The sequence below is a fragment of the Pseudocitrobacter sp. 73 genome (assembly GCF_008369545.1).
Classification (GTDB): domain Bacteria; phylum Pseudomonadota; class Gammaproteobacteria; order Enterobacterales; family Enterobacteriaceae; genus Pseudocitrobacter; species Pseudocitrobacter vendiensis.
Window position 1 is genome coordinate 212,578 of record NZ_VTZO01000008.1, and the last position, 23,231, is coordinate 235,808.

Annotated in this window: 19 protein-coding genes and 1 other RNA gene; 8 read left to right on the forward strand and 12 right to left on the reverse strand. The window is 53.3% G+C overall.

Features of this window, described 5'->3' with window-relative positions; translation table 11 throughout:
* Positions 1-120 precede the first annotated feature (120 nt).
* Positions 121-759, forward strand: a complete 639-nt coding sequence (locus F0Q32_RS08280) for a TetR family transcriptional regulator (protein ID WP_149462667.1) — start codon at positions 121-123, stop codon at positions 757-759.
* Positions 760-777: 18 nt separating this feature from the next.
* Here F0Q32_RS08280 and fumD read toward each other — a convergent pair whose 3' ends face one another.
* A complete protein-coding gene (fumD, locus tag F0Q32_RS08285) occupies positions 778-990 on the reverse strand; it encodes a fumarate hydratase FumD (RefSeq protein WP_149462668.1) in 213 nt (70 codons plus the stop codon).
* A gap of 492 nt (positions 991-1,482) precedes the next feature.
* Between fumD and pykF the strand changes: the two genes are divergently transcribed.
* The gene (gene pykF, locus F0Q32_RS08290; protein WP_149462669.1) at positions 1,483-2,895 is read left to right on the forward strand and encodes a pyruvate kinase PykF; all 1,413 of its coding nucleotides are present in this window, start codon (positions 1,483-1,485) and stop codon (positions 2,893-2,895) included.
* 312 nt (positions 2,896-3,207) lie between these two features.
* Entirely contained in the window at positions 3,208-3,444 is a 237-nt protein-coding gene (locus F0Q32_RS08295) for a major outer membrane lipoprotein (protein ID WP_007374746.1), read from the forward strand.
* A gap of 63 nt (positions 3,445-3,507) precedes the next feature.
* Here F0Q32_RS08295 and F0Q32_RS08300 read toward each other — a convergent pair whose 3' ends face one another.
* The 7 genes from F0Q32_RS08300 to sufA all read right to left on the reverse strand — a co-directional run bounded on the left by F0Q32_RS08300 (position 3,508) and on the right by sufA (position 10,153).
* Positions 3,508-4,524 (reverse strand): L,D-transpeptidase family protein, encoded by a 1,017-nt coding sequence (locus F0Q32_RS08300; RefSeq protein ID WP_149462670.1) that lies wholly within the window; start codon positions 4,522-4,524, stop codon positions 3,508-3,510.
* Positions 4,525-4,627: 103 nt separating this feature from the next.
* Positions 4,628-5,044: a cysteine desulfuration protein SufE gene (gene sufE / locus F0Q32_RS08305; protein ID WP_149462671.1), complete on the reverse strand. Its 417-nt coding sequence runs from the start codon at positions 5,042-5,044 to the stop codon at positions 4,628-4,630.
* Positions 5,045-5,056: 12 nt separating this feature from the next.
* Positions 5,057-6,277, reverse strand: a complete 1,221-nt coding sequence (gene sufS / locus F0Q32_RS08310; protein WP_149462672.1) for a cysteine desulfurase SufS — start codon at positions 6,275-6,277, stop codon at positions 5,057-5,059.
* The gene (gene sufD, locus F0Q32_RS08315) at positions 6,274-7,548 is read right to left on the reverse strand and encodes a Fe-S cluster assembly protein SufD (protein ID WP_149462673.1); all 1,275 of its coding nucleotides are present in this window, start codon (positions 7,546-7,548) and stop codon (positions 6,274-6,276) included. Before sufD ends, sufS begins: the two co-directional genes overlap by 4 nt.
* Positions 7,523-8,269 (reverse strand): Fe-S cluster assembly ATPase SufC, encoded by a 747-nt coding sequence (sufC, locus tag F0Q32_RS08320; RefSeq protein ID WP_149462674.1) that lies wholly within the window; start codon positions 8,267-8,269, stop codon positions 7,523-7,525. The genes sufD and sufC overlap by 26 nt, the downstream gene beginning before the upstream one ends.
* Before the next feature lie 16 nt (positions 8,270-8,285).
* Positions 8,286-9,773 (reverse strand): Fe-S cluster assembly protein SufB, encoded by a 1,488-nt coding sequence (sufB, locus tag F0Q32_RS08325; protein WP_149462675.1) that lies wholly within the window; start codon positions 9,771-9,773, stop codon positions 8,286-8,288.
* Positions 9,774-9,784: 11 nt separating this feature from the next.
* Positions 9,785-10,153: a Fe-S cluster assembly scaffold SufA gene (gene sufA / locus F0Q32_RS08330; RefSeq protein ID WP_149462676.1), complete on the reverse strand. Its 369-nt coding sequence runs from the start codon at positions 10,151-10,153 to the stop codon at positions 9,785-9,787.
* 372 nt (positions 10,154-10,525) lie between these two features.
* Here sufA and F0Q32_RS08335 point away from each other — a divergent pair, with 372 nt between their 5' ends.
* The gene (locus F0Q32_RS08335) at positions 10,526-10,717 is read left to right on the forward strand and encodes a YegP family protein (RefSeq protein WP_149462677.1); all 192 of its coding nucleotides are present in this window, start codon (positions 10,526-10,528) and stop codon (positions 10,715-10,717) included.
* A gap of 36 nt (positions 10,718-10,753) precedes the next feature.
* Here F0Q32_RS08335 and menI read toward each other — a convergent pair whose 3' ends face one another.
* The gene (menI, locus tag F0Q32_RS08340; protein ID WP_149462678.1) at positions 10,754-11,164 is read right to left on the reverse strand and encodes a 1,4-dihydroxy-2-naphthoyl-CoA hydrolase; all 411 of its coding nucleotides are present in this window, start codon (positions 11,162-11,164) and stop codon (positions 10,754-10,756) included.
* Positions 11,161-14,217: an FAD-binding and (Fe-S)-binding domain-containing protein gene (locus F0Q32_RS08345; protein ID WP_149462679.1), complete on the reverse strand. Its 3,057-nt coding sequence runs from the start codon at positions 14,215-14,217 to the stop codon at positions 11,161-11,163. The genes menI and F0Q32_RS08345 overlap by 4 nt, the downstream gene beginning before the upstream one ends.
* Before the next feature lie 236 nt (positions 14,218-14,453).
* Here F0Q32_RS08345 and ydiK point away from each other — a divergent pair, with 236 nt between their 5' ends.
* Complete coding sequence (gene ydiK, locus F0Q32_RS08350) at positions 14,454-15,575, forward strand: AI-2E family transporter YdiK (RefSeq protein ID WP_149462680.1); 1,122 nt, start codon at positions 14,454-14,456, stop codon at positions 15,573-15,575.
* Between the two features lie 171 nt (positions 15,576-15,746).
* Positions 15,747-15,854: antisense sRNA RprA (rprA, locus tag F0Q32_RS08355), an RNA gene on the forward strand.
* Here rprA and F0Q32_RS08360 read toward each other — a convergent pair.
* A complete protein-coding gene (locus F0Q32_RS08360; protein ID WP_149462681.1) occupies positions 15,854-18,223 on the reverse strand; it encodes a glycoside hydrolase family 3 N-terminal domain-containing protein in 2,370 nt (789 codons plus the stop codon). The genes rprA and F0Q32_RS08360 overlap by 1 nt on opposite strands.
* Before the next feature lie 195 nt (positions 18,224-18,418).
* Positions 18,419-20,797 carry a phosphoenolpyruvate synthase gene (gene ppsA, locus F0Q32_RS08365; RefSeq protein WP_149462682.1) on the reverse strand — a complete coding sequence of 793 codons (2,379 nt, stop codon included), beginning with the start codon at positions 20,795-20,797 and terminating at the stop codon, positions 18,419-18,421.
* A gap of 340 nt (positions 20,798-21,137) precedes the next feature.
* On the opposite strand from ppsA, the gene F0Q32_RS08370 reads away from it, so the two are divergent.
* Positions 21,138-21,971 carry a pyruvate, water dikinase regulatory protein gene (locus tag F0Q32_RS08370; protein ID WP_149462683.1) on the forward strand — a complete coding sequence of 278 codons (834 nt, stop codon included), beginning with the start codon at positions 21,138-21,140 and terminating at the stop codon, positions 21,969-21,971.
* Between the two features lie 152 nt (positions 21,972-22,123).
* On the forward strand, positions 22,124-23,170 hold the full coding sequence (gene aroH, locus F0Q32_RS08375; RefSeq protein ID WP_015964189.1) for a 3-deoxy-7-phosphoheptulonate synthase AroH: 1,047 nt from the start codon (positions 22,124-22,126) through the stop codon (positions 23,168-23,170).
* Positions 23,171-23,231: the final 61 nt, after the last annotated feature.

Genomic DNA, 23,231 nt, shown 5'->3' on the forward strand with positions numbered 1-23,231 from the left:
CCCTGTGTGAATGAAGAGATGAAACGAATATGAATCATTTGGTTCATTTGCGCCAGATTCGGTTGCTAAATTGTGATCATTGTGTGTATTTTTTGTTCTTGAGAATAAACAGGAGTTGCTATGTCCGCCGTTGCTCACGATGAAGCACAGTCTCTGAAAGACAGGATTTTTACCGCCGCGATCGCCGTTTTCGCCGAGCATGGGCTCGCCGGGGCGCGTATGGAACAAATTGCCGGAGAAGCACAAACCACCAAGCGTATGGTGGTGTACTACTTCAAAACGAAGGAGCAGCTTTATCAGGCTGTGTTACAGCACGTTTATGCGCGTATACGCGAAACGGAACAGCAGCTGGGGCTGGAAAATGTGCCGCCGGTCGAAGCGCTGGTGCAACTGGTGAAATGGAGCGTGCGTTATCACGCCACACACGCCGATTACATGCGGATTATCTGCATGGAGAATATGCAACGAGGGAAATGGTTGTTATCGTCCGATGACTTTAAGCGGGTGAATAAGAGCGCACTTTCGCTGCTGGAGAATATTTTACATCGCGGTCAGCAGCAGACGATTTTTCAGCCCGGCGTGGAAGCGCGCGATGTGCACCGCCTCATCAGCAGCTTCAGCTTTTATCAGGTCTCCAACTTTTACAGTTTTAATAGTCTGTATCTGGACGGCCCGTTGCCGGAAATTGATGATGAGGCGTTAATTGCGCATCACAGCGATATTGCCGTTAAAGCGGTGCTACGTTTTGTGATTGCCTGAGTACATTGCCCGGCGGGGTTACTGCCCTGCCAGTGCTTTAATCACCTTTTCCATGGCTTCACGCGTCAGTTCTGAACGCTGAATCTTGCTGTTGGCCAGCGCCGTACGCACCACGCCCGCAATCACGATATGTTTCGGTTCCTGGCCCAAATCGCGCATTTCGAGCACAACTTTACCGACCACTCGACACATCTCCTGGTACAGAACCTCGTCTTTACTCAGATTTCCCATTGCGTGCGCTCCCTGTTTTCCATTAATAATCAAAATATTATTGATTTAAATTTAATATAAATCAAATTGATGAATGTACACCTCTTTCCACCGCAAAACCGCCTTTTGCGGCGAGGAATTCATCAATAAATCTTACCGCAGTGTTATAATACCTTACTGGAAAGGTTTTTATTTTGTTAATGTTAATCTTTCGAATTTTGAAACGCTGTTTTTATTTTCTTTTTGTGATGTTACACCGTATAATATGCGCCGATTCTTTCTTGAATGGTTTCAGCTCATTGAACTGTATTAATAACCAACATAATTATCGTACCCTTCAGTTTGCTGAACCACTAGCACACTTTCCTCTGCACGCTTTTTTGATGTCACCTATCCTTATGATGGCGTGGCGTCGCAAGTTTCGTAACACAGGTTTGACTCCGTGGCTGTGCGCTTATGGAGCGAGATTCCCATATCCTTCTCAACTTACTCAACTTAAAGACTAAGACTGTCATGAAAAAGACCAAAATTGTTTGCACCATCGGTCCGAAAACCGAATCCGAAGAGATGTTAGGCAAAATGCTCGATGCGGGCATGAACGTTATGCGTCTGAACTTCTCCCACGGCGACTATGCTGAACACGGTCAGCGCATCCAGAACCTGCGCAACGTGATGAAGAAAACCGGCCAGAAAGCCGCTATCCTGCTGGATACCAAAGGTCCGGAAATCCGTACCATCAAACTGGAAGGCGGCAACGACGTCTCCCTGAAAGCAGGCCAGACTTTCACCTTCACCACTGACAAATCTGTTGTCGGTAACAACGAAATCGTTGCGGTAACCTACGAAGGTTTCACTACCGACCTGTCCGTTGGCAACACCGTTCTGGTTGACGATGGTCTGATCGGCATGGAAGTTACCGCTATCGAAGGTAACAAAGTTATCTGTAAAGTGCTGAACAACGGCGACCTGGGCGAAAACAAAGGCGTTAACCTGCCGGGCGTTTCCATTGCACTGCCAGCACTGGCTGAAAAAGACAAGCAAGACCTGATCTTCGGTTGCGAACAAGGCGTTGACTTTGTTGCGGCGTCCTTCATCCGTAAACGTTCTGACGTTGTTGAAATCCGTGAGCACCTGAAAGCGCACGGCGGCGAGAAGATCCAGATCATCTCCAAAATTGAAAACCAGGAAGGCCTGAACAACTTCGACGAAATCCTCGAAGCATCCGACGGCATCATGGTTGCGCGTGGCGACATGGGTGTTGAGATCCCGGTTGAAGAAGTTATCTTCGCGCAGAAAATGATCATCGAAAAATGTATCCGTGCACGTAAAGTCGTTATCACTGCGACCCAGATGCTCGACTCCATGATCAAAAACCCGCGCCCTACCCGCGCAGAAGCCGGTGACGTTGCCAACGCCATCCTGGACGGCACCGATGCCGTTATGCTGTCTGGCGAATCCGCAAAAGGTAAATACCCGCTGGAAGCGGTGACCATCATGGCCACCATCTGCGAACGTACTGACCGCGTGATGACCAGCCGTCTGGAGTTCAACAACGACAGCCGTAAACTGCGCATCACTGAAGCTGTTTGCCGTGGCGCGGTGGAAACTGCTGAGAAACTGGACGCGCCGCTGATCGTAGTGGCAACCCAGGGCGGTAAATCTGCACGCGCAGTGCGTAAATACTTCCCGGATGCCACCATCCTGGCGCTGACCACCAACGAAACCACCGCGCGTCAGCTGGTGCTGAGCAAAGGCGTTGTGCCGCAGCTGGTGAAAGAAATCACCTCTACTGATGATTTCTATCGTCTGGGTAAAGAAGTCGCTCTGGAAAGCGGTCTGGCGCAGAAAGGCGACGTTGTCGTGATGGTTTCTGGCGCACTGGTACCAAGCGGAACCACCAATACTGCATCCGTACACGTACTGTAATAATTTACAGATCTATTTCAGATGCGAATAAAAAGCGCCCTTCGGGGCGCTTTTTTTATTACGTCTAATCACCATGCTCAATAAAAAAGCAAATCGGATTTTACTATTTAAACTAAAATTATCTAAGACGAATCCGATGGAACTCCCCTGTTTTCATAGAGTTTTTCTTTCACCAGGGCGAAAGTCGATGCTTCTTTGAGCGAACGATCAAAAATAAGGGTTTTCGGATAAAAAAATATTCTCAAGATAAAAAAGTTTGTGTAATACTTGTAACGCTACATGGAGATTAACTCAATCTAGAGGGTATTTATAATGAATCGTACTAAACTGGTACTGGGCGCGGTAATCCTGGGTTCTACTCTGCTGGCAGGTTGCTCCAGCAATGCTAAAATCGATCAGCTGTCTTCTGACGTTCAGACTCTGAACGCTAAAGTTGACCAGCTGAGCAACGACGTGAACGCAATCCGTTCCGACGTTCAGGCTGCTAAAGATGACGCAGCTCGCGCTAACCAGCGTCTGGACAACCAGGCTCACTCTTACCGTAAGTAAGAGTTCTGGTAATAAAATGGCGCACATTGTGCGCCATTTTTTTTGCCTGCGATTTAACTATCACTATTGCGTTACCGTCCCTGAAACCTCGCCTTCCGACACCGCATCACCACGCTGACCACTCTGCATCGATAATGACGGCTCTGTAGCGCGCGCTGCGCCATTTTCAACACTGACCGCGACCGGATACCCTGCCCGACGCGTCAACGCCTTCTGAAGCTGCTCCTTGCGCACATCCGCATGCTGTGCAAACTGCGTGAAGTCAGAGGAGAGCCTGAAGCTCAGGTTCTGCGTATCCTGTTCCGGGTTCTGCGACAGCGGACGATGAACTTCTACATAGCGCATACCGTTTGGTTCAACCGAATATTTCACCGGCTCGTTGATGACGCGCACCGGCGTGCCGCTACGAACCTGGCTGAACAGCGCTTTGATATCCGGTGCGTTCATGCGAATGCAGCCAGAACTTACGCGCAGCCCTACGCTGTCCGGTGCGCTGGTACCGTGAATCAGGTATTCACCGTTGCCGTAAGCCAGACGCAGCGCATAACGCCCTAACGGGTTATTCGGCCCGGCGGGGACGACGGCAGGCAGATTAATGCCCTTCGCCGCGGAACGCGCGCGAATGCCTGCAGGAGGCGTCCAGGTTGGATTTGGGATCTTCTGCCCTATGCGGGTCGTCATCTCCGGCGTTTCGAGTCCTTGCAAGCCGATACCAATCGGATAAACCTGGACCTGATTTTCTCCCGGTGGGAAGTAGTAAAGCCGCAGTTCAGCCAGATTGACAATGATGCCTTCACGCGGAGCATCCGGCAGCAGCATCTGCGATGGGATGGTCACGACCGTACCCGGTCTCGGGACTGGCGCCATGGTGTTATTAGCTTCAATAAGCAGCATCGCCGCCGTATCGAAACGTCGCGCAATGGCCTGTAAGTTACGATCGCTCTCCTGAACCGTGTAAGTTTGGTTCTGACCAATCAGACGACTGTTGGTCGGAGGCAGCGGATAATCAACAGCCCAGGCACTATGTACAGCACTAAGAGCCGCTAAGATGCTAAGAGTTATAAGAGACGCGCGCTTCATATGGGATTCCTTATTCACATTCACTGACAAACCGCCAGAAAGCAGAACGACCAGCGAGGCGGTTCCTGCCTCGCGTAACTGTATGAAAGCTGTCTATATTATACTAGCTGAAATTAGCAACTTGCGCGCGAATTGCGCGAATCATGGCTTCCAGGCCCTGCGAGCGCGAGGGCGTGAGGTGTTGGGTCAGCGCCATCTGACTGAACCACGGGCGAACGTCAAAGGCAAGAATGTCGTCCGGCGTCATTTGATCGTAGAGAATAAACACCACGGCAATCAATCCTTTCACGATTGCCGCATCGCTGTCGCCCTGTAATTCGACCATACCCTGACGGTTACGAGAAACAACAATCCACACCTGACTCTGGCAGCCCTGAATACTGTTTTCCGGGTTATGCGCCTCGGGGCTCAACGGCGGGAGACGCTGACCCAGCTCAATAATGTAGAGATACTTCTCCTCCCAGTTCGCGCACCGGCCAAAATTTCGCAGCAGCTTCTCTTTATCCGGTAAAGCAGCCATCGTTCCTCCCTGTTATCCCAATAAGTGATGAATGCGGCGCAACCCCGTCACCAGACGGTCGACCTCTTCAAAGGTGTTATACATCGCCAGTGACGCCCGGCACATTGCCGGCACCTGATAGAACGCCATCAGCGGCATCGCACAATGATGTCCGGTGCGCACGGCAATGCCGTAGTTATCAAGGAAACTGCCGACGTCATAGGCGTGATGCGTGCCGAGGTTAAAGGCAATGACGCCCAGTCTATCCGCCGGGCCATAAAGATGGAGATCGGGCACGTCTGCCAGCGACGTCAGAGCGTAACGCATCAGCGTTTGTTCATACTCGCCAACCGCTTCAAGGCCCAGCGCATTGAGATAATCGAACGCCGCGCCGAGTCCAATAATCCCGCCCGTATTCGGCGTCCCGGCCTCGAAGCGCCACGGTGCTTTCGCCCAGGTCGTGCCTTCCGTCAGGCTGACGGTCGCAATCATCGAGCCGCCCCCTTCCCACGGCGGCATGGCCTGCAGTATTTCTTCTTTCACATACAACACGCCGATCCCCGTCGGCCCGTAGAGTTTGTGGCCCGAAAAGGCGTAGAAATCGCAGTCCAGCGCCTGCACATCAACCGGGTGATGCATCACTGCCTGCGCGCCGTCGATGAGCGCTTTCGCGCCGTATTGATGCGCCAGTGCGATAAGCGCCGCCACCGGGTTTTCTGTTCCCAGCACGTTGGACACCTGGGTTACTGCCAGCAGCCGGGTACGCTCATCAAACAGCGTCGGCGCAATATCCATCTGCAATGTGCCATCGACGTTAAGTGGGATCACACGCAGTTCCGCACCACTACGAGCACAAAGCATTTGCCACGGCACGATATTGGCGTGGTGCTCCATCGCGGTAATCACAATGTTGTCGCCCGCACCCACATTGTCACTGCCCCAACTGTTGGCTACCAGGTTTATCCCTTCGGTGGTCCCGCGCACGAAAACCAGCTCTTCAGCGGAACGAGCGTTAAGGAAGTTTGCCGCTTTCTGGCGCACCTCTTCCATCCGCTGCGTTGCTTCAGCGCTCAGCGTATGAATACCGCGATGCACCGCCGCATAGCCGTGACGGTAGAATTCCGCCTCCGCGCGGATCACCTGCTCGGGTTTTTGCGCGCTGGCGGCGGAGTCGAGATACGCCAGCGGCTGACCATTAACTTCCCGACTTAACACCGGGAAATCGGCGCGCACCTGTTGTACAGAAAATGTCATTGCGATCCCCCTGGCAAGCGCTGACCGATTCGCGCCAGGACTTGCTGTTTTAGCGCATCGTTGGCGATGGCTTCCGTCAACCCGGCGGCAAAGGCGTAGATAATAATTTTATGCGCGTCACTGTCGCTTATCCCACGTGAACGCAGGTAAAAGAGCTGTTCATCATCAATGCGCCCGACCGTCGCGCCATGGCTGCATTTTACGTCATCGGCATAAATTTCCAGCTGCGGCTTGGTATCCGCCTCGGCCAGTCGCCCCAGCAGCAGATTGTTATTGGTCATCTGTCCGTCGGTTTTGATGGCATGTTTCGCCACGTTAATCAGACCATTAAATACCGCACGGCCTTTATCGCTAACGATGGTTTTATGCAGCTGACGGCTGTTGCAATAGCCTTTGTTATGCTCAAGCCAGGTGCGGGTATCGCACACTTCCGTGTTGACCGGCATCGCCAGGCTGTTCAGGCGTAAGGTGGTGTTTTCACCGTTCAACTGCGTGCTGGTGTGGTGTCGCGTTACCGCCGCACCGAGCAGAAAACTGCTACTGTGGGCGCTGGCATCCTGACCCAGACGAATGTCGTTATGGGCAAAGTGGAAGCTTTGCGGGTTTTCAAAGCCCAGCTTCAGATGATGCAAATGCGCATTGTCCGCCACGTCCATGGTGAATCGCGCCCCGGTAAAGTGGCGTTGTTCATTCAGGCTGACGTAATGTTCTATCACCGTGGCTTCCGCCCCGGTTTCCAGCGCAATGTGGTGGCGATAGTGGGCGGTATTCATTTCCTCACCCTCCAGCCCCCGCGTAATGTGCATCAGCAACAGCGGTTTCGCCGGACGTTGATTGCGCGCGACGCGAATATGCGTCACCGTCGCCGCCAGGCTTTCGGTGAGATGCAGAAAAATTTCACCGTTAATCGCTCCGGGCAAGGCTTCGCGCTCGTTATTAACGGCAACCTCAAACCCGCTCTCTTCCAGCGCATCGCTAAGCCCAGGCGCAAACTGCCCGTCGACAAACACCAGACGCCACGCATCCACCGTTAAGGCCAGCGAATCGGGCGCAATATCTTCAAGCGTGGTCAGCCGTGGCGCGACAAACTGGCTATTGAGCAAGCTATCCAGCGCGGTGTATTTCCAGTCTTCATCTTTACGCGTGGGCAGCCCGAGGCGCAGCACCTGTTGCAGATGTTCACGCGCCTGCGGTGAACGCTGTCCGCCCTGCGCTTCGAACAGATGATGCCACTGTTGCAACGCTTTACTGCTGTTCGGTAAGCCAGCCATAGCCCTGCTCCTCCAGTTGTTTCACCAGGGTGAAGTCGCCGGATTTCACAATGCGCCCCTGATAAAGCACATGCACCACATCCGGCTTGATGTAGTCGAGAATGCGCTGGTAGTGGGTGACGATAATGAACGACCGTTTACCGTCACGCAGGGCGTTCACGCCGTCTGCCACAATCTTCAGCGCGTCAATATCCAGCCCGGAATCCGTTTCATCCAGTATGCACAGCTCTGGCTCAAGCACCGCCATCTGCAAAATGTCATTGCGCTTTTTCTCACCGCCGGAGAAGCCGACGTTTACCGAGCGGGTGAGCAAATCCTGCGGCATTTTCAGCAGGTTGATTTTCTCTTCCATCAGGTCCTGAAAATCAAAACGATCCAGCGCGTCCTGACCACGGTATTTACGTACCGCATTCAGCGCCGTTTGCAGGAAAAACTGATTGCTGACACCCGGAATTTCCACCGGATACTGGAAGGCCATAAAGATGCCTTCCCCCGCGCGATCTTCAGGAGAGAGTTCCAGCAGGTCTTTGCCCTTGAAGGTGACCGCGCCGCCGGTCACTTCATAGTCTTCGCGCCCGGCGAGGGTGGCGGAAAGCGTACTTTTCCCGGAGCCGTTCGGCCCCATGATGGCGTGCACTTCCCCTGGCTTTACGTCAAGGCTTAAGCCGCGCAGGATTTCTTTCTCTTCAACGGCAACCTGTAAATCTTTAATACTTAACATAGAGATCCCTTAATCCTTATCCGACGCTGTGTTCAAGGCTTATCGCCAGCAATTTTTGCGCTTCCACGGCAAACTCCAGCGGCAGCTCGGAGAAGACGTCCTTACAGAAGCCATTGACGATCATCGAGATCGCATCGTCCTCGCTGATCCCGCGTTGCAGGCAGTAGAACAGCTGATCTTCGCCGATTCGCGAAGTGGTGGCTTCATGTTCCAGCTGTGCGCTGTTGTTGCGGCATTCGACATACGGGAAGGTGTGCGCACCGCAGTCCGGGCCAATCAGCATCGAGTCACACTGGGTGTAATTACGCGCATTGGTCGCGGTCGGCATGATTTTCACCAGCCCGCGATAACTGTTCTGGCTGTGTCCGGCGGAGATCCCTTTCGAGATGATCGTCGATTTTGTGTTTTTGCCGATGTGGATCATTTTGGTGCCGGTATCGGCCTGCTGATGGCCGCTGGTCAGCGCCACCGAGAAGAACTCGCCAATCGAGTTATCACCGCGCAAAATGCAGCTCGGGTATTTCCAGGTAATGGCGGAACCCGTTTCCGACTGGGTCCAGGACATTTTGCTGTTTTCGCCTTCGCACAGGGCGCGCTTGGTGACAAAGTTCAGAATACCGCCGGTGTTGTTATCGCCGGGGAACCAGTTTTGTACCGTGGAGTATTTCACTTCCGCATCTTTGTGGATGATAACCTCCACCACCGCCGCGTGAAGCTGATAACTTTCACGCACCGGGGCGGAACACCCTTCGATATAGCTCACATAGCTGCCTTCATCGGCAATCAGGATCGTGCGTTCAAACTGACCGGTTTTTTCGGCGTTAATACGAAAATAGGTCGACAGCTCCATCGGGCAGCGCACACCTTTCGGGATGTAGATAAAGGTGCCATCTGATGCCACCGCCGCGTTCAGTGCGGCAAAAAAGTTATCGTTCGACGGTACCACCGTGCCCAGATACTGTTTCACCAGTTCAGGATGGTCGTGGATCGCTTCGCCAAACGAACAGAAAATAATGCCCTGCTCAGAAAGTTTTTCCCGGTAGGTGGTGGCCACAGAAACCGAGTCGAATATCGCATCGACGGCCACTTCTTTGCCTTCGCGCACCGGTACGCCAAGCTGGTTAAACGCTGCTTCAACTTCATCGGTGAGGAAGGTATTGGCGCCCGTCTGTTGAACCGCGCCCGGTTCAGAGGCACAGGTTTCATCGCAGTTACCGCAGGACGGCGCAGAGTAGTAGCTGTAATCCTGATAATTAAGCGAAGCATAGTTCGCCTTCAACCAGTGCGGCTCTTTCATCTGCTCCCAGGCGTGGAAGGCATTCAGGCGAAACTCGAGCATCCATTCCGGCTCATTGCGTTTCGCTGAAATGGCGCGGACCACCTCTTCGTTGACCCCTTTTGCCAGTTCATCGGTCTTTAACTGGGTGAAGAAGCCCTCTTTGTAATTCAGCGGGCCGCCGGACCAGGTTTTGACATCGTCAGTTGCTTCAGTATTGCGCGTCATAATCGTACCGCCTATACCCCAAAACTTTCGCCGCAGCCGCATTCGTTCTGCGCTTTCGGGTTATGAAATTTAAATATCTGATTTAGTCCTTCGCGCACGTAATCCACTTCGGTGCCGTCAATAAACGGCATCGCCGAAAGAGGCACCCACAGTTTTGCGCCGTCAGACTCAAATAACAGGTCATCGGCATGGGGCTCTATTACCGTATCCAGCACATAGCCAAACCCGGCACAACCGGTCTGCTTCACGCCGAGACGCACGCCCTGCATACCCGGTTGTTTGCTGACCAGATTGCGAATTTGTGTTGCTGCCGCAGGCGTTAACGTCAGGCCACGCCAGGCAAAATCATTCGGATCAAACGTTCCAGAATCTACTTCCATTGGTCTACCTCATCGGTTAAGCCATCAAAGGCATAACACTATGTTAGTGATAATGATTATCACTTCAACCCATCTACAACAGGGGTATTACCTTCGAACCTGTTTTACAGGGGCTTTTTATAAGCATAGACCCTCATTCTGCAGGCAACCGGGATAGATAATTTTTTACAACACATTGAAAAATAATAGATTAGGAAGAGGTCATTACTGGAAGTGGTTGATGAATAAAACATGCATCGCTAATACCTATTTATTTGATAGTTTTTCGGCCTCTCTGTGCCTTTCAGCTCACACCCTTGGTACGCAAACTTGCCGGATCGCTAAATCTGACCTAAATCATTGATGACCCCTTCAATAATATCGGGAGAAATCATGGGTTATTATGTGCTTAAGAAGTCAGAAAAAGACGTTGCGCAGCCGTGGTATTTTTTACTGAAGGCCGATAATCACGAAACCATCGCCACCAGTGAGATGTACTCGAGCAAGGACGCGGCGAAGAAAGGTATTGCCTCCGTTCAGAAGAACGGCGCGAGCGAAACGATTAAAGACGATACGGTGAAATAAGCAAAAGGCCCAGGGATTTGGGCCTTTGCATCTGTTTTACACCACGGCGGTGGTCAGGCGCGATGTGCAACACAAGCGCCCTTCCTCATCGAAAATTTCGATTTGCCACACCTGGCTGCGACGCCCGGTGTGGATCGCTTTACAGACGCCGCGAACCCGGCCGCTACGCACCGAACGGATGTGGTTGGCATTGATTTCCAGCCCGACAACTTTTTGATCGCCCTCGGTACAGAGATAGCCCGCCATTGAGCCCAGTGTCTCGGCCAGAACAACGGACGCTCCACCGTGTAACAGACCGAATGGCTGATGGGTGCGATGGTCTACGGGCATCGTCGCCTCAAGCGCATCATCGGTTAACGCAACATAGCGAATATCCAGCAGCGCCATCATCGTCCCTTCATTCATCGCATTCAGAGCATCGAGGGTCGTCTGTCGTCTCCAAATCATCCAATAATCTCCAGAAGTGCCTGTAACGGATGGCGAACGCCATTACCTTCCACGCGCTTCACCTGACTACGACATGAGTATCCGGTTGCCAGACAGCGATTACGCGGCAGGCGTTGCATGGCCTGCTGCCATGATAGCGCATAAATCCCCAGCGAGTTTTGATGGTTTTTCTTTTCGTGGCCATAGGTTCCCGCCATCCCGCAGCAGCCGACGTTGACGTTTTCCAGCTTCGCGCCGAACCGGGCAAAAATGGTGGCCCACTGTTTTGGCGCGGAAGGCAGTGCGGTAACCTCGGTACAGTGCCCAAACAAATACCAGGGCTCGCCGCCGGATTCATGGCTATTAATACCGTCCAGCGCCTGAGGCAGCCATTCATGGACCAGCATAACGTTGAAATCACCGCGTTTATCGCCCAACACTTGCTTGTATTCATCGCGATAACACAGCACCAGCGCCGGATCGACGCCCACCATAGGAATGCCCAATTCCGCCACACGGTTCAGGTAATCTGCCGTTTTACGTGCAGTTTTGGTAAAGCGGGTGACGAAACCTTTAATATGCTGCGCTTTACCATTGGGTGAGAACGGCAACAGTACAGGCTGAAGGCCCAGCTTATCGATCAGACGAATGAAGTCGGCCACCACCTGCGCATCGTAGTAGCTGGTGAAAGGATCCTGCACCACCAGCACGGTCATCGCTTTTTGTTCGGGTGTTAGCGCTTCCAGCTGTTCCAGCGTCATATTGGCGGAACGGTGAGAGATCATCTGCTTTTGCAACGACGGCGCGGAAAGCATTGGCAAATCAACCATGCCAATGTGTTTTTCCGACAGCTTGCGTACCAGCGGTTGATTCATAAAGAAGTTAAAGGTTTTCGGCGCGCGCGCCATCAGCGGCGCATAGCTTTCAACCGTCGCCACCAGATGATCGCGTACCGGACGCAGATAACGCGTGTGATAAAGCTGTAAGAAACGTGCGCGGAAATCCGGCACATCAATTTTGATTGGACATTGGGTGGAACAGGCTTTACAGGCCAGACAGCCCGACATTGCTTCTTTCACTTCGTGTGAGAAATCGTATTCGCCCTTGCGCGCGTGCCAGCTGTTGCGGGTACGCTCAATCAATGAACGCAAGCTCGCGCGTTTATCCGGTAATTCTTTCTCCAGCAATAAGGGATCTACGCCACGATCGGCCAACAAACGCAGCCATTCACGCACCAGCGTGGCGCGCCCTTTCGGCGAATGAATACGATCGTTGGTAATCTTCATTGACGGGCACATCGGGCTTTTGGCATCGAAGTTAAAACATAACCCGTTGCCATTACACTCCATCGCCCCGCGCCAGGAGGACCGCACAGCAATCGGGATTTGCCTGTCAAAAGTCCCGCGTTTCACCGCATCGACTTTCATCATCGGCGCATCCACGCCTTCCGGCGGGCAGATTTTCCCGGGATTTAAGCGGTTAAGCGGGTCGAACGCTGCTTTGACTTTACGCAGCTCGCCATATAACGCATCGCCGAAGAAGGCCGGGCTGTATTCCGCGCGGAAGCCTTTCCCGTGCTCGCCCCACAGCAGACCGCCATATTTCGCGGTGAGCGCCACCACATCATCGGAGATTTGCTTCATTAAAATCTCTTGTTGAGGGTCACACATATCCAGCGCCGGACGCACGTGCAGCACGCCGGCATCGACATGACCAAACATGCCGTAGCTCAGGCCGTGGCTGTCGAGTAACGCGCGAAATTCAACGATGTAATCCGCGAGATGTTCCGGCGGCACGCAGGTATCTTCGGCAAACGGAATCGGCTTCGCCGCGCCTTTCGCATTGCCCAACAGACCCACCGCCTTTTTACGCATCGCGTAGATGCGCTCGATGCCGTCAAGCTCATTGCAGCGCTGCCAGCCAATCACGCCACCTTCCTGATTCGCGATAAGCGTGTCCAGACGTTGGCATAACGAGGTAACCTGCTCCTCAATCAGCGCGTCATCGTCACCGGCGAATTCGACAATATTCAGGCCTAGCATCTCTTTATCGGGCACATCAGCGATCAGTTCACTGACCGAATGCCAGACAATGTCTTCCCGCGCCAGATTCAGGACCTTAGAGTCAACTGTTTCAACCGATAGCGCGCGGGCTTCCACCATAAACGGCGCATTGCGTAGTGCTGAGTTGAACGAGTCGTACTTAATGTTAACCAAACGACGCACTTTCGGCAGCGGGGTGATATCCAGCCGTGCTTCGGTAATAAACGCCAGTGTACCTTCTGAGCCGGTGAGAATGCGGGTTAAGTCAAATTCGGTCATCTCGTCGTTGAAGACGTGACGCAAATCGTAACCGGTCAGGAAACGGTTAAGTTTCGGGAACTTATCGATGATGAGCTGACGATTCGCGCGACAACCTTCAAATACCGTGCGGTAAATGCGCCCGGAGGCGGACTGCTCTTTCGCCAGCGTTTCCGCCAGCGCAACCGGTACGGGTTGGGTATCCAGAATATCGCCGCCCAGCAGTACAGCGCGCACGCCTAAGACGTGATCGGAGGTTTTGCCGTACACCAGCGAGCCCTGCCCGGAGGCGTCGGTGTTGATCATACCGCCCAGCGTCGCGCGGTTGCTTGTGGAGAGCTCCGGCGCGAAGAAATAGCCGTACGGTTTGAGATATTGATTGAGCTGATCTTTGATAACCCCAGCTTCGACCCGCACCCAACCCTCTTCGGGGTTGATTTCAATGATGCGATTCATATAGCGGGACATATCAATGATGATGCCCTGGTTCAGGGCCTGCCCGTTAGTACCGGTGCCGCCGCCGCGGGGGGTGAAGATGAGCGACTGAAAGCGCTCTTCTGCCGCCAGCCGGGCCAGCAGGGCCACATCCGCCGTTGAACGCGGGAACACCACCGCATCCGGTAACAGCTGATAAACGCTGTTATCGGTCGCCATGGTTAGTCGGTCGGCATAACGCGTGGCGGTATCGCCAGTAAAACCTTGTTGCTCCAGTGCTTGCAAATAATTCAGCACCAGTTGAACGACGCCCGGTGCCTGAGAAATCTGTGGGATCATGACGCTTGACCCTGTCTGAATAGTTAGTGTTGTTATACACGCGCAGCGTCGCCATGGGCGCGAAGCGCATGTTTAATCGTTTGCGTAGTGCATTCAACGTTGTATCACATTTTTTTCTTATGCGCCCGGTAGATTTAAGTGCAAAATCGGCCGCTTAAATGGATTGATATTATTATCAATAAAAGGGTTTACGCCGCGCCAGCGTTCTGGCGTACAGAAGAAGGTAAATTTGAGATATGGGTACGCTTCAACGTCCTCGCGATATACCGCAAATACTGCTATTGGTGCTGTTTTTGGCTCTGATGATCATCGCTTGTTTATGGATTATTCAGCCGTTTATTCTGGGCTTCGCCTGGGCTGCGACGATCGTTATCGCCACCTGGCCGGTACTGCTTCGTTTGCAGCGCATGCTTTTTGGCCGCCGGAGCCTGGCCGTTCTGGTGATGACACTGTTGCTTTTTTTACTGTTCGTTATCCCCATCGCCTTGCTGGTCAATAGCGTCGTCGACGGCAGCGCCCCTCTGGTGCATGACATCACCTCTGGCACGTTGGAGCTGCCTGACCTCGCGTGGTTGAACAGCATTCCGTTTATCGGTGCGAAGCTTTATCAGGGCTGGCACAGCCTGCTGGATATGGGCGGCAGCGCAATTATGGCGAAGGTCCGCCCTTATATTGGTACTACCACCACGTGGTTTGTCGGCCAGGCGGCGCACATTGGCCGCTTCCTGCTTCACTGCGGCTTAATGTTGCTGTTTAGTGCGTTACTCTACTGGCAGGGCGAAAAAGTCGCGTTTGGCATTCGCTACTTCGCGACCCGCCTGGCGTCAAAACGGGGTGATGCCGCCGTGTTGCTGGCAGGTCAGGCCATTCGCGCCGTCGCGCTGGGCGTGGTGGTTACCGCGTTAACACAGGCGATTCTCGGCGGTATCGGCCTTGCCATCACTGGCGTACCCTATGCCACGCTGTTAACGGTCGTGATGATTTTTTCCTGCCTGGTACAACTTGGGCCGCTGATTGTCCTGATCCCATCAATCATCTGGCTCTACTGGACCGGTGATACCACCTGGGGCACCGTGCTGCTGGTGTGGAGCTGCGTAGTAGGCACCATGGATAACTTTATCCGTCCGGTGCTGATTCGCATGGGTGCCGATCTACCGATGATTCTTATTCTGTCTGGCGTTATCGGTGGTCTGGTGGCATTTGGCATGATAGGCCTGTTTATTGGCCCAGTGGTGCTGGCAGTCTCCTGGCGTCTGTTTGATGCATGGATGCACGAAGTGCCCCCTCCGACAACCGACCCGGACCAGGTTCTGGAAGAGTTACAGCAGTTTGATATGAGCGGAGAGAAAAAAGCGTAATTCCCCCCGCTCATCCACTTAAGCATTTCTTATCAATAAACCGTTGTTATGTTAACGGATGCCGTCAAATGATGGCATCCGTACCTGCCTTAACTAAAAATCATTCACACTATTTTAACTATTGAGACGAATCCGATCGACGTAAAAATGTCGCATGCCTACTATTAGGACACGGTTATAAATCAATAGCTTGATTTATAAGCATGGACATCCCCTGAGTGAAACAATGAATTGCTGTGTGTAGTCTTTGCCCATCTCCCACGATGGGCTTTTTTTTATCACTTCACATCACATCGACTCATCATGCGCCACATTTCAGGCAGAACCCGCGTCTCGCCGGTGACATTCAGCGTTACTCGTCCCTGAATATCTACGGAGGATCGGCCAACCTGCAATTCAAACTCGCCAGGCTCAACGATGCGTTGCCCCTGATGGCTGGTAAAATTGAGCATATCCACCGGTATCGTGAAAGTAAGCGTGGCCGACTCGCCAGGCGCCAGTGTCACGCGCTGGAACGCTTTCAGTTCCTGAAGCGGCCTGACCATTGAGGCGATGTTGTCGCGCACATACACCTGTACCACTTCACTGCCGCTGCGCTCGCCGCTGTTTCTTACCGTCACGCTAAGCGTAACGTCGCCGTGAATATCCACGTTTTCGCTCTGCAACGTCGGCGAGCCATAATCGAACGTTGTCCAGCTCAGACCGTAGCCAAACGGATACAGCGCGCCAAAATGGAAGGCGAACGGTGTGCCGCCGCTTTTAAGCTTATGGTTGTAGTAATACGGCATCGCCCCGGCGCTTTTCGGCATGCTCACCACCAGCCTGCCTTGTGGTTCTGCGCGACCGGTCAACACATCAGCAATTGCCCACCCCCCCTCCTGGCCCGGTGCCCATGCCAGCATAAACGCCGCCACTTTCGACTCCAGCCCTTGTAGGTTGTAAGGGCGTCCTCCCGTCATCACCACTATTACCGGTTTCCCGGTCGCCACCAGCGCTTCCAGCAACTGCTGCTGTACGCCCGGCAGAGTTAAACTATCGGTGTCTGACCCCTCGCCCACGGTTCCGCTCTGGAACAGACCGGCGAGATCCCCCACGCAGGCAATCACCACCTCACTTTCCAGCGCCGCGTTTACAGCATCGTCAATCAGTGAGATATCGAGAGATACCGGTGACGATTGCATCGGCTTACCGGAACTGTCGCCCGGAAAAACTGGCGCACCGGCAAGGCGTTCTTTGATGATGTGACAGCCTTTAGCGTAGCGAACGTTGTCTTCACCCAGATAGGTGCGCAGTGCCGCCAGCGGTGTCGTGACCTGCGCGGTGTTATCCACCATATCGCTAATAATCAGATGCACCGGGAAACTGTAGCCGCTCAACAACGCCAGCGGATCGTCCGCCGTCGGCCCCACGACCGCCACGCGCGGTTTCCCCGCCAGCGGCAATATGCCACGATTTTCCAGCAGCGTAATTGACCGCGTGGCGACCTCTCTTGCCGCCTGCCGCGTGGCGGGCGACTGGAGCGAAATGGCGTTTTCATCAGTGTACGGATGCTCGAACAACCCCAGGCGGAATTTTTCGGTGAGCAACCGCGCGACGATTTCATCAATTTTCGCCATGCTGATCAGCCCGCGTTCCAGCGCTTGCGCCAGATGACGCGCACAATCATCTTTTGGCAGCTCAACGTCCAGCCCGGCATTGAAAGCCAGAGCTGCCGAGTGCGCGGCATCTTCACTGACGCCATGATGCTGATGCAGCAGGCTAACGCCGCCGTAATCCGCCACCACGATGCCATCAAACCCCCAGCGTTCCCGCAGCAATGTGGTTAACAGGAACGCATCGCTGTGTCCCGGTTGATTATCAATATCATGATACGCAGGCATCACCGAACCCGCATTCGCCAGTTTCACCGCCATTTCGAAAGGCAACAGGAAGGTATCGTTCAGCTCACGAAAGCCCAGATGTACCGGCGCATGGTTACGCGCGCCTTCACTAAAGGAATGGCCGACATAGTGCTTAAGCGTTGCCAGCACGTCACGTTTTTCACCCTGTAGGCCATCAACATACGCACAGGCCATCACGCCCACCAGCCACGGGTCCTCGCCAAACGTCTCTTCGGTACGCCCCCAGCGCACATCGCGCGACACATCCAGCACCGGCGCCAGCCCCTGTTTACAGCCAGTTGAACGCGCTTCTTCGCCTATCTGCTGCGCAGCGCGTCTGACCAGTTCAGGATCCCACGTAGAACCGTAATTCAGCGAGGAGGGAAATAAGGTGGCGTCTTTGCACAACAAGCCTACCAGACACTCTTCATGGAACAGTGCCGGAATGCCAAGGCGCGTCTCTTCCATCAACATTTTTTGCAGGCGGTTGGCCGCGCGCACGCCCGTTTTCGCATCCACAATATGCGTACCCAGCGGGCGCGTGATTTGACCGACACCCAGCATTAAGCGTTCGCCCAGCGATGCTTGCTCGCTGACGCCGGAGAATTCATCGCTCATATCGCTTCTTTCCCGGTGCTCACCGTCTTCAGACAGTACCAGCCAGTAGGCATGCATCTGGGCAAATTTTTCTTCGGGGGTCATGCGTGCCAGCAGGTCGGCAACACGGGCGCTCACAGGATGCTGAGGATCTTTATAAACAGGGGTCATAGCCTTCTCCTGAACAGGTTAAGTAAAACCAGTATTCAGAAGCGTTGCCGCGACAACAATTGTCTAATTCCGCAGAAGATTTACGTTTTTTGGTTTTTTCGCGGGAGTGTGATCGGTCGCAAATTAAGGCGAGTCTGATAAGTTAGAAATATGAAAGCCCCCGCGGTTGATAACCCCGGGGGCTTGTTGAAACAATTACTTATTCAATTCCGCCAGACTCAGCCAGGTTTGCACTACCGTGTCAGGGTTCAGGGAGAGGCTATCGATACCCTCTTCCATCAGCCATGCAGCGAAATCTTCATGGTCAGACGGCCCCTGCCCACAGATACCGACGTATTTGCCCTGTTTCTTCGCGGCGCGGATGGCCATCGACAGTAGCGCTTTAACCGCGTCATTACGCTCGTCAAACAGTTCTGAGACCACGCCGGAGTCGCGGTCAAGACCCAGCGCCAGCTGCGTCATGTCGTTGGAGCCAATGGAGAAACCATCGAAATGTTCGAGGAACTGTTCGGCTAACAGGGCGTTAGACGGGATCTCACACATCATGATGATTTTCAGACCATTTTCGCCACGTTTCAGCCCCTGACGCGCCAATTCATCCACCACGGCTTTCGCCTGGTCAACGGTACGCACGAACGGAATCATGATTTCAACGTTGGTCAGTCCCATTTCGTTACGCACGCGTTTTACCGCATCGCATTCCAGCGCGAAGCAGTCGCGGAAGCTCTCGGAAACGTAACGTCCTGCGCCACGGAAGCCCAGCATCGGGTTCTCTTCATCCGGCTCGTAACGTTCACCACCAACCAGGTTAGCGTATTCGTTCGATTTAAAATCGGACAGACGCACAATCACCCGTTTCGGATAGAACGCCGCGCCCAGCGTGGCGATCCCTTCCGTCAGGCGACCCACGTAAAACTCTTTTGGTGAGTCGAAGCCTTTCATCATCTCGCGGATTTCGTTTTGCAGCGCCGGTTCCTGGTCATCGAACTCCAGCAACGCACGCGGGTGAACGCCAATCATACGGTTGATGATGAATTCCAGACGCGCCAGACCAACGCCCTCATTCGGCAGGCAGGCGAAGTCAAATGCGCGATCCGGGTTGCCGACGTTCATCATGATCTTCAGTGGCATGTCCGGCATGGTGTCAACGCTGGAACTCTTAACGCTAAAGTCGAGCAGGTCAGCGTAGACGTAACCCGTATCCCCTTCCGCACAGGAAACGGTGACTTTCTCGTCATCTTTCATGCGTTCGGTTGCGTCGCCGCAGCCGACCACCGCCGGGATACCCAGTTCACGCGCGATGATTGCCGCGTGACAAGTACGCCCGCCACGGTTGGTGACAATCGCCGCCGCTTTCTTCATGATCGGTTCCCAGTCCGGGTCGGTCATGTCGGTCACCAGTACATCGCCGGGTTCAATGCGGTTCATCTCACTGATGTCGTGAATAACTTTTACTGGGCCCGCGCCAATGCGATGGCCGATGGCACGGCCTTCAGCAATGATTTTGCCCTGTGAATGCAGCGTGTAACGCTCCATCACCTGGCCGCGAGAGCGTACGGTTTCCGGGCGCGCCTGAACGATAAACAATTTGCCGGTATGACCATCTTTGGCCCACTCAATATCCATCGGGCGGCCGTAGTGTTTTTCAATCTGGACAGCCTGTTTCGCCAGCTCCTGCACTTCATCGTTGGTCAGCGAGAAAATATCACGCTGGGCCTGCGGCACATCTTCAATTTTAACCTGCTTGCCGTGCTCCTGCGTCGGTGCGTAGACCATACGGATTTTTTTGGAACCCATGGTACGGCGCACAATCGACGGGCGATTAGCCGCCAGCGTCGGTTTGTGGACGTAAAATTCGTCCGGGTTTACCGCGCCCTGCACCACCATTTCACCCAGGCCCCAGGCCGAGGTGATAAACACCACCTGGTCAAAACCGGATTCGGTGTCGATGGAGAACATTACGCCCGAAGACGCGAGGTCAGAACGCACCATCCGCTGAACGCCCGCCGAGAGCGCGACGCCGCGATGATCGTAACCCTGGTGGACACGGTATGAGATCGCGCGGTCGTTAAACAGCGAGGCGAAAACGTGTTTAACCGCAACCAGTACCGCGTCGTAGCCCTGCACGTTGAGGAAGGTTTCCTGCTGACCGGCGAAGGAGGCATCCGGCATATCTTCTGCCGTCGCCGAAGAGCGCACAGCAAAGGATGCGTCCGCATCATCCGCAGAGAGCTGGTTGTACGCATCACGGATAGCGGTTTCCAGTTCGCTCTGGAAAGGTGTGTCGATGATCCACTGGCGGATCTGCGCACCGGCTTTCGCCAGGGCGGTGACATCATCAATATCGGTTTGATCCAACAGTTGATAGATGCGCTGATTCACGCCGCTTTGGTCGAGAAATTGATTAAATGCATCGGCAGTGGTAGCAAATCCGTTGGGGACCGAGACACCCAGATCGGACAGGTTAGTAATCATTTCACCCAGGGAGGCATTTTTGCCCCCAACTCTGTCTACATCATTCATGCCGAGTTGGTTATACCAAAGCACCAGCGGTGACGAGCCATTGTTGGACATCGAGACAATCCTTTTTTGATTAAAAAAGCAGTGATTAAGAAACAACTGACTACTCAAATTATCCTGGCATATTTAAACAATTTAAAAAAACGGTGAATCGTTCAAGCAAATTAAATTTTTCTTTTTTAGGATTGATGCCAGTAATCTGTTAACCCTCTGATTCTGTGGGAAAGTCGTTATAAATCGCGACAAAATCTGCATATTTAGAAAAATGAACCAGACTTTTCATAAAAAATAAAAATAGCGTTCCACTTTCAGATATCAGACAAATGCGGTGGGGTTTTCTGCGAATTTAATTTATGCTTTCAGACAATTAACCTCACTTTTCTGGATTGTTAAAATGGAAAATGCAGTCGACAGGCAGGTTTTTTATATTTCTGATGGCACGGCGATTACCGCTGAGGTGCTGGGCCACGCGGTGATGTCGCAGTTCCCGGTGGTTATCAACAGTATTACTCTGCCGTTTATTGAAAGTGAAAGCCGCGCCCGCGCGGTGAAAGATCAGATTGACGCGATTTATCAGCAAACCGGCGTACGCCCGCTGGTTTTCTACTCCATTGTCATTCCGGAAATCCGCGACATCATTTTGCAGTGTGAAGGATTTTGTCAGGATATCGTGCAGGCGCTGGTTGCTCCGCTTCAGGAAGAGCTTAAGCTCGATCCGACGCCCATTGCTCATCGAACCCACGGGCTAAACCCTGGAAATCTGTTGAAATACGATGCGCGTATTGCGGCAATTGATTACACCCTGGCACACGATGATGGAATATCTTTGCGCAATCTCGATCAGGCGCAGGTTATTTTGCTCGGCGTTTCTCGCTGTGGAAAAACCCCTACCAGCCTCTATCTGGCGATGCAGTTCGGTATTCGCGCCGCCAACTACCCGTTCATCGCCGATGATATGGATAATCTGATCCTTCCTGCGTCGCTTAAACCGTTGCAGCATAAACTGTTCGGCCTGACGATTAATCCTGAGCGCCTGGCGGCGATTCGCGAGGAGCGCAGGGAAAACAGCCGCTACGCCTCGATGCGCCAGTGTCGAATGGAAGTGGCGGAAGTAGAAGCGCTGTATCGTAAGAATCAAATCCCGTGGATTAACAGTACCAACTACTCCGTTGAGGAAATTGCTACCAAAATCATGGACATCATGGGATTAAGCCGCAGAATGTACTAACGCACTAGTACAATGCAGAAAATTTGTTTATCATAACGCCGTGATTGAATGCACACCACGCCCGCTCTTGAAATCAGCCGGGATTGGTTTATCGTGATGTGCATCACTTCCCGGCGTTTTGTCTGGTGAAGAAACAAATTTCTGAGAAACTCATGAATAAGACCGATGAATTGCGTACTGCTCGTATTGAGAGCCTCGTTACGCCTGCTGAACTTGCTCAGCGTTACCCCGTCTCCCCGGATGTTGCCGCCAGCGTTACCGCTTCTCGTCAGCGGATTGAAAAGATCCTCAATGGTGAAGATCGTCGTTTGCTGGTGATTGTCGGGCCTTGCTCTATTCACGATCTGGATGCGGCGATGGATTATGCGCGTCGTCTGCAAACCCTGCGCGAGAAGCATCAGGGCCAACTGGAAATCGTGATGCGCACCTATTTCGAAAAACCGCGTACCGTTGTTGGCTGGAAAGGATTGATTTCTGACCCCGACCTGAATGGCAGCTACCGGGTTAATCACGGCATTGAGCTCGCGCGAAAACTGCTATTACAGGTGAATACTCTCGGCGTGCCAACCGCGACCGAATTTCTCGATATGGTGACCGGTCAGTTTATCGCCGACCTGATTAGCTGGGGCGCGATTGGCGCACGTACCACCGAGAGCCAAATCCATCGCGAAATGGCTTCTGCGCTCTCCTGCCCGGTTGGCTTTAAGAACGGCACTGATGGTAATACGCGTATTGCTGTCGATGCGATCCGGGCCGCTCGCGCCAGTCATATGTTCCTGTCTCCGGATAAAAACGGCCAGATGACCATCTACCAGACCAGCGGTAACCCCTATGGGCATATCATCATGCGTGGCGGTAAAAAACCGAATTACCACGCCGACGATATTGCTGCGGCCTGCGATACGCTGCATCAGTTTGATTTGCCGGAACACCTGGTCGTCGATTTCAGCCACGGCAACTGCCAGAAGCAACATCGCCGTCAACTGGATGTTTGCGATGATATCTGTCAGCAGATACGCAACGGTTCGACCGCGATCGCCGGTATTATGGCCGAAAGTTTCCTGCGCGAAGGTGCGCAGAAGATTGTCGCGGATCAGCCGCTCACCTATGGGCAATCCATCACCGATCCTTGCCTGAGCTGGGAAGATACCGAAGTGCTGCTGGAAAAACTGGCTGCCGCGGTGGCCACTCGCCTTTAGTTCCCTCCTCCCTGTCGCACCCGCGATGGGGAGATTCTTATCCCCTCCAGATATCTCTTTT

Bases quoted from the DNA above. Each gene is read 5' to 3' on its own strand.
- F0Q32_RS08360 (WP_149462681.1), bottom strand. From the start codon at position 18,223: ATGACCCCTGTTTATAAAGATCCTCAGCATCCTGTGAGCGCCCGTGTT.
- pykF (WP_149462669.1), top strand. From the start codon at position 1,483: ATGAAAAAGACCAAAATTGTTTGCACCATCGGTCCGAAAACCGAATCC.
- sufC (WP_149462674.1), bottom strand. From the start codon at position 8,269: ATGTTAAGTATTAAAGATTTACAGGTTGCCGTTGAAGAGAAAGAAATC.
- menI (WP_149462678.1), bottom strand. From the start codon at position 11,164: ATGATTTGGAGACGACAGACGACCCTCGATGCTCTGAATGCGATGAAT.
- sufB (WP_149462675.1), bottom strand. From the start codon at position 9,773: ATGACGCGCAATACTGAAGCAACTGACGATGTCAAAACCTGGTCCGGC.
- aroH (WP_015964189.1), top strand. From the start codon at position 22,124: ATGAATAAGACCGATGAATTGCGTACTGCTCGTATTGAGAGCCTCGTT.
- fumD (WP_149462668.1), bottom strand. From the start codon at position 990: ATGGGAAATCTGAGTAAAGACGAGGTTCTGTACCAGGAGATGTGTCGA.
- F0Q32_RS08335 (WP_149462677.1), top strand. From the start codon at position 10,526: ATGGGTTATTATGTGCTTAAGAAGTCAGAAAAAGACGTTGCGCAGCCG.
- sufE (WP_149462671.1), bottom strand. From the start codon at position 5,044: ATGGCTGCTTTACCGGATAAAGAGAAGCTGCTGCGAAATTTTGGCCGG.
- F0Q32_RS08370 (WP_149462683.1), top strand. From the start codon at position 21,138: ATGGAAAATGCAGTCGACAGGCAGGTTTTTTATATTTCTGATGGCACG.
- sufD (WP_149462673.1), bottom strand. From the start codon at position 7,548: ATGGCTGGCTTACCGAACAGCAGTAAAGCGTTGCAACAGTGGCATCAT.
- ydiK (WP_149462680.1), top strand. From the start codon at position 14,454: ATGGGTACGCTTCAACGTCCTCGCGATATACCGCAAATACTGCTATTG.
- sufA (WP_149462676.1), bottom strand. From the start codon at position 10,153: ATGGAAGTAGATTCTGGAACGTTTGATCCGAATGATTTTGCCTGGCGT.
- F0Q32_RS08300 (WP_149462670.1), bottom strand. From the start codon at position 4,524: ATGAAGCGCGCGTCTCTTATAACTCTTAGCATCTTAGCGGCTCTTAGT.
- F0Q32_RS08345 (WP_149462679.1), bottom strand. From the start codon at position 14,217: ATGATCCCACAGATTTCTCAGGCACCGGGCGTCGTTCAACTGGTGCTG.
- F0Q32_RS08280 (WP_149462667.1), top strand. From the start codon at position 121: ATGTCCGCCGTTGCTCACGATGAAGCACAGTCTCTGAAAGACAGGATT.
- F0Q32_RS08295 (WP_007374746.1), top strand. From the start codon at position 3,208: ATGAATCGTACTAAACTGGTACTGGGCGCGGTAATCCTGGGTTCTACT.
- sufS (WP_149462672.1), bottom strand. From the start codon at position 6,277: ATGACATTTTCTGTACAACAGGTGCGCGCCGATTTCCCGGTGTTAAGT.
- ppsA (WP_149462682.1), bottom strand. From the start codon at position 20,797: ATGTCCAACAATGGCTCGTCACCGCTGGTGCTTTGGTATAACCAACTC.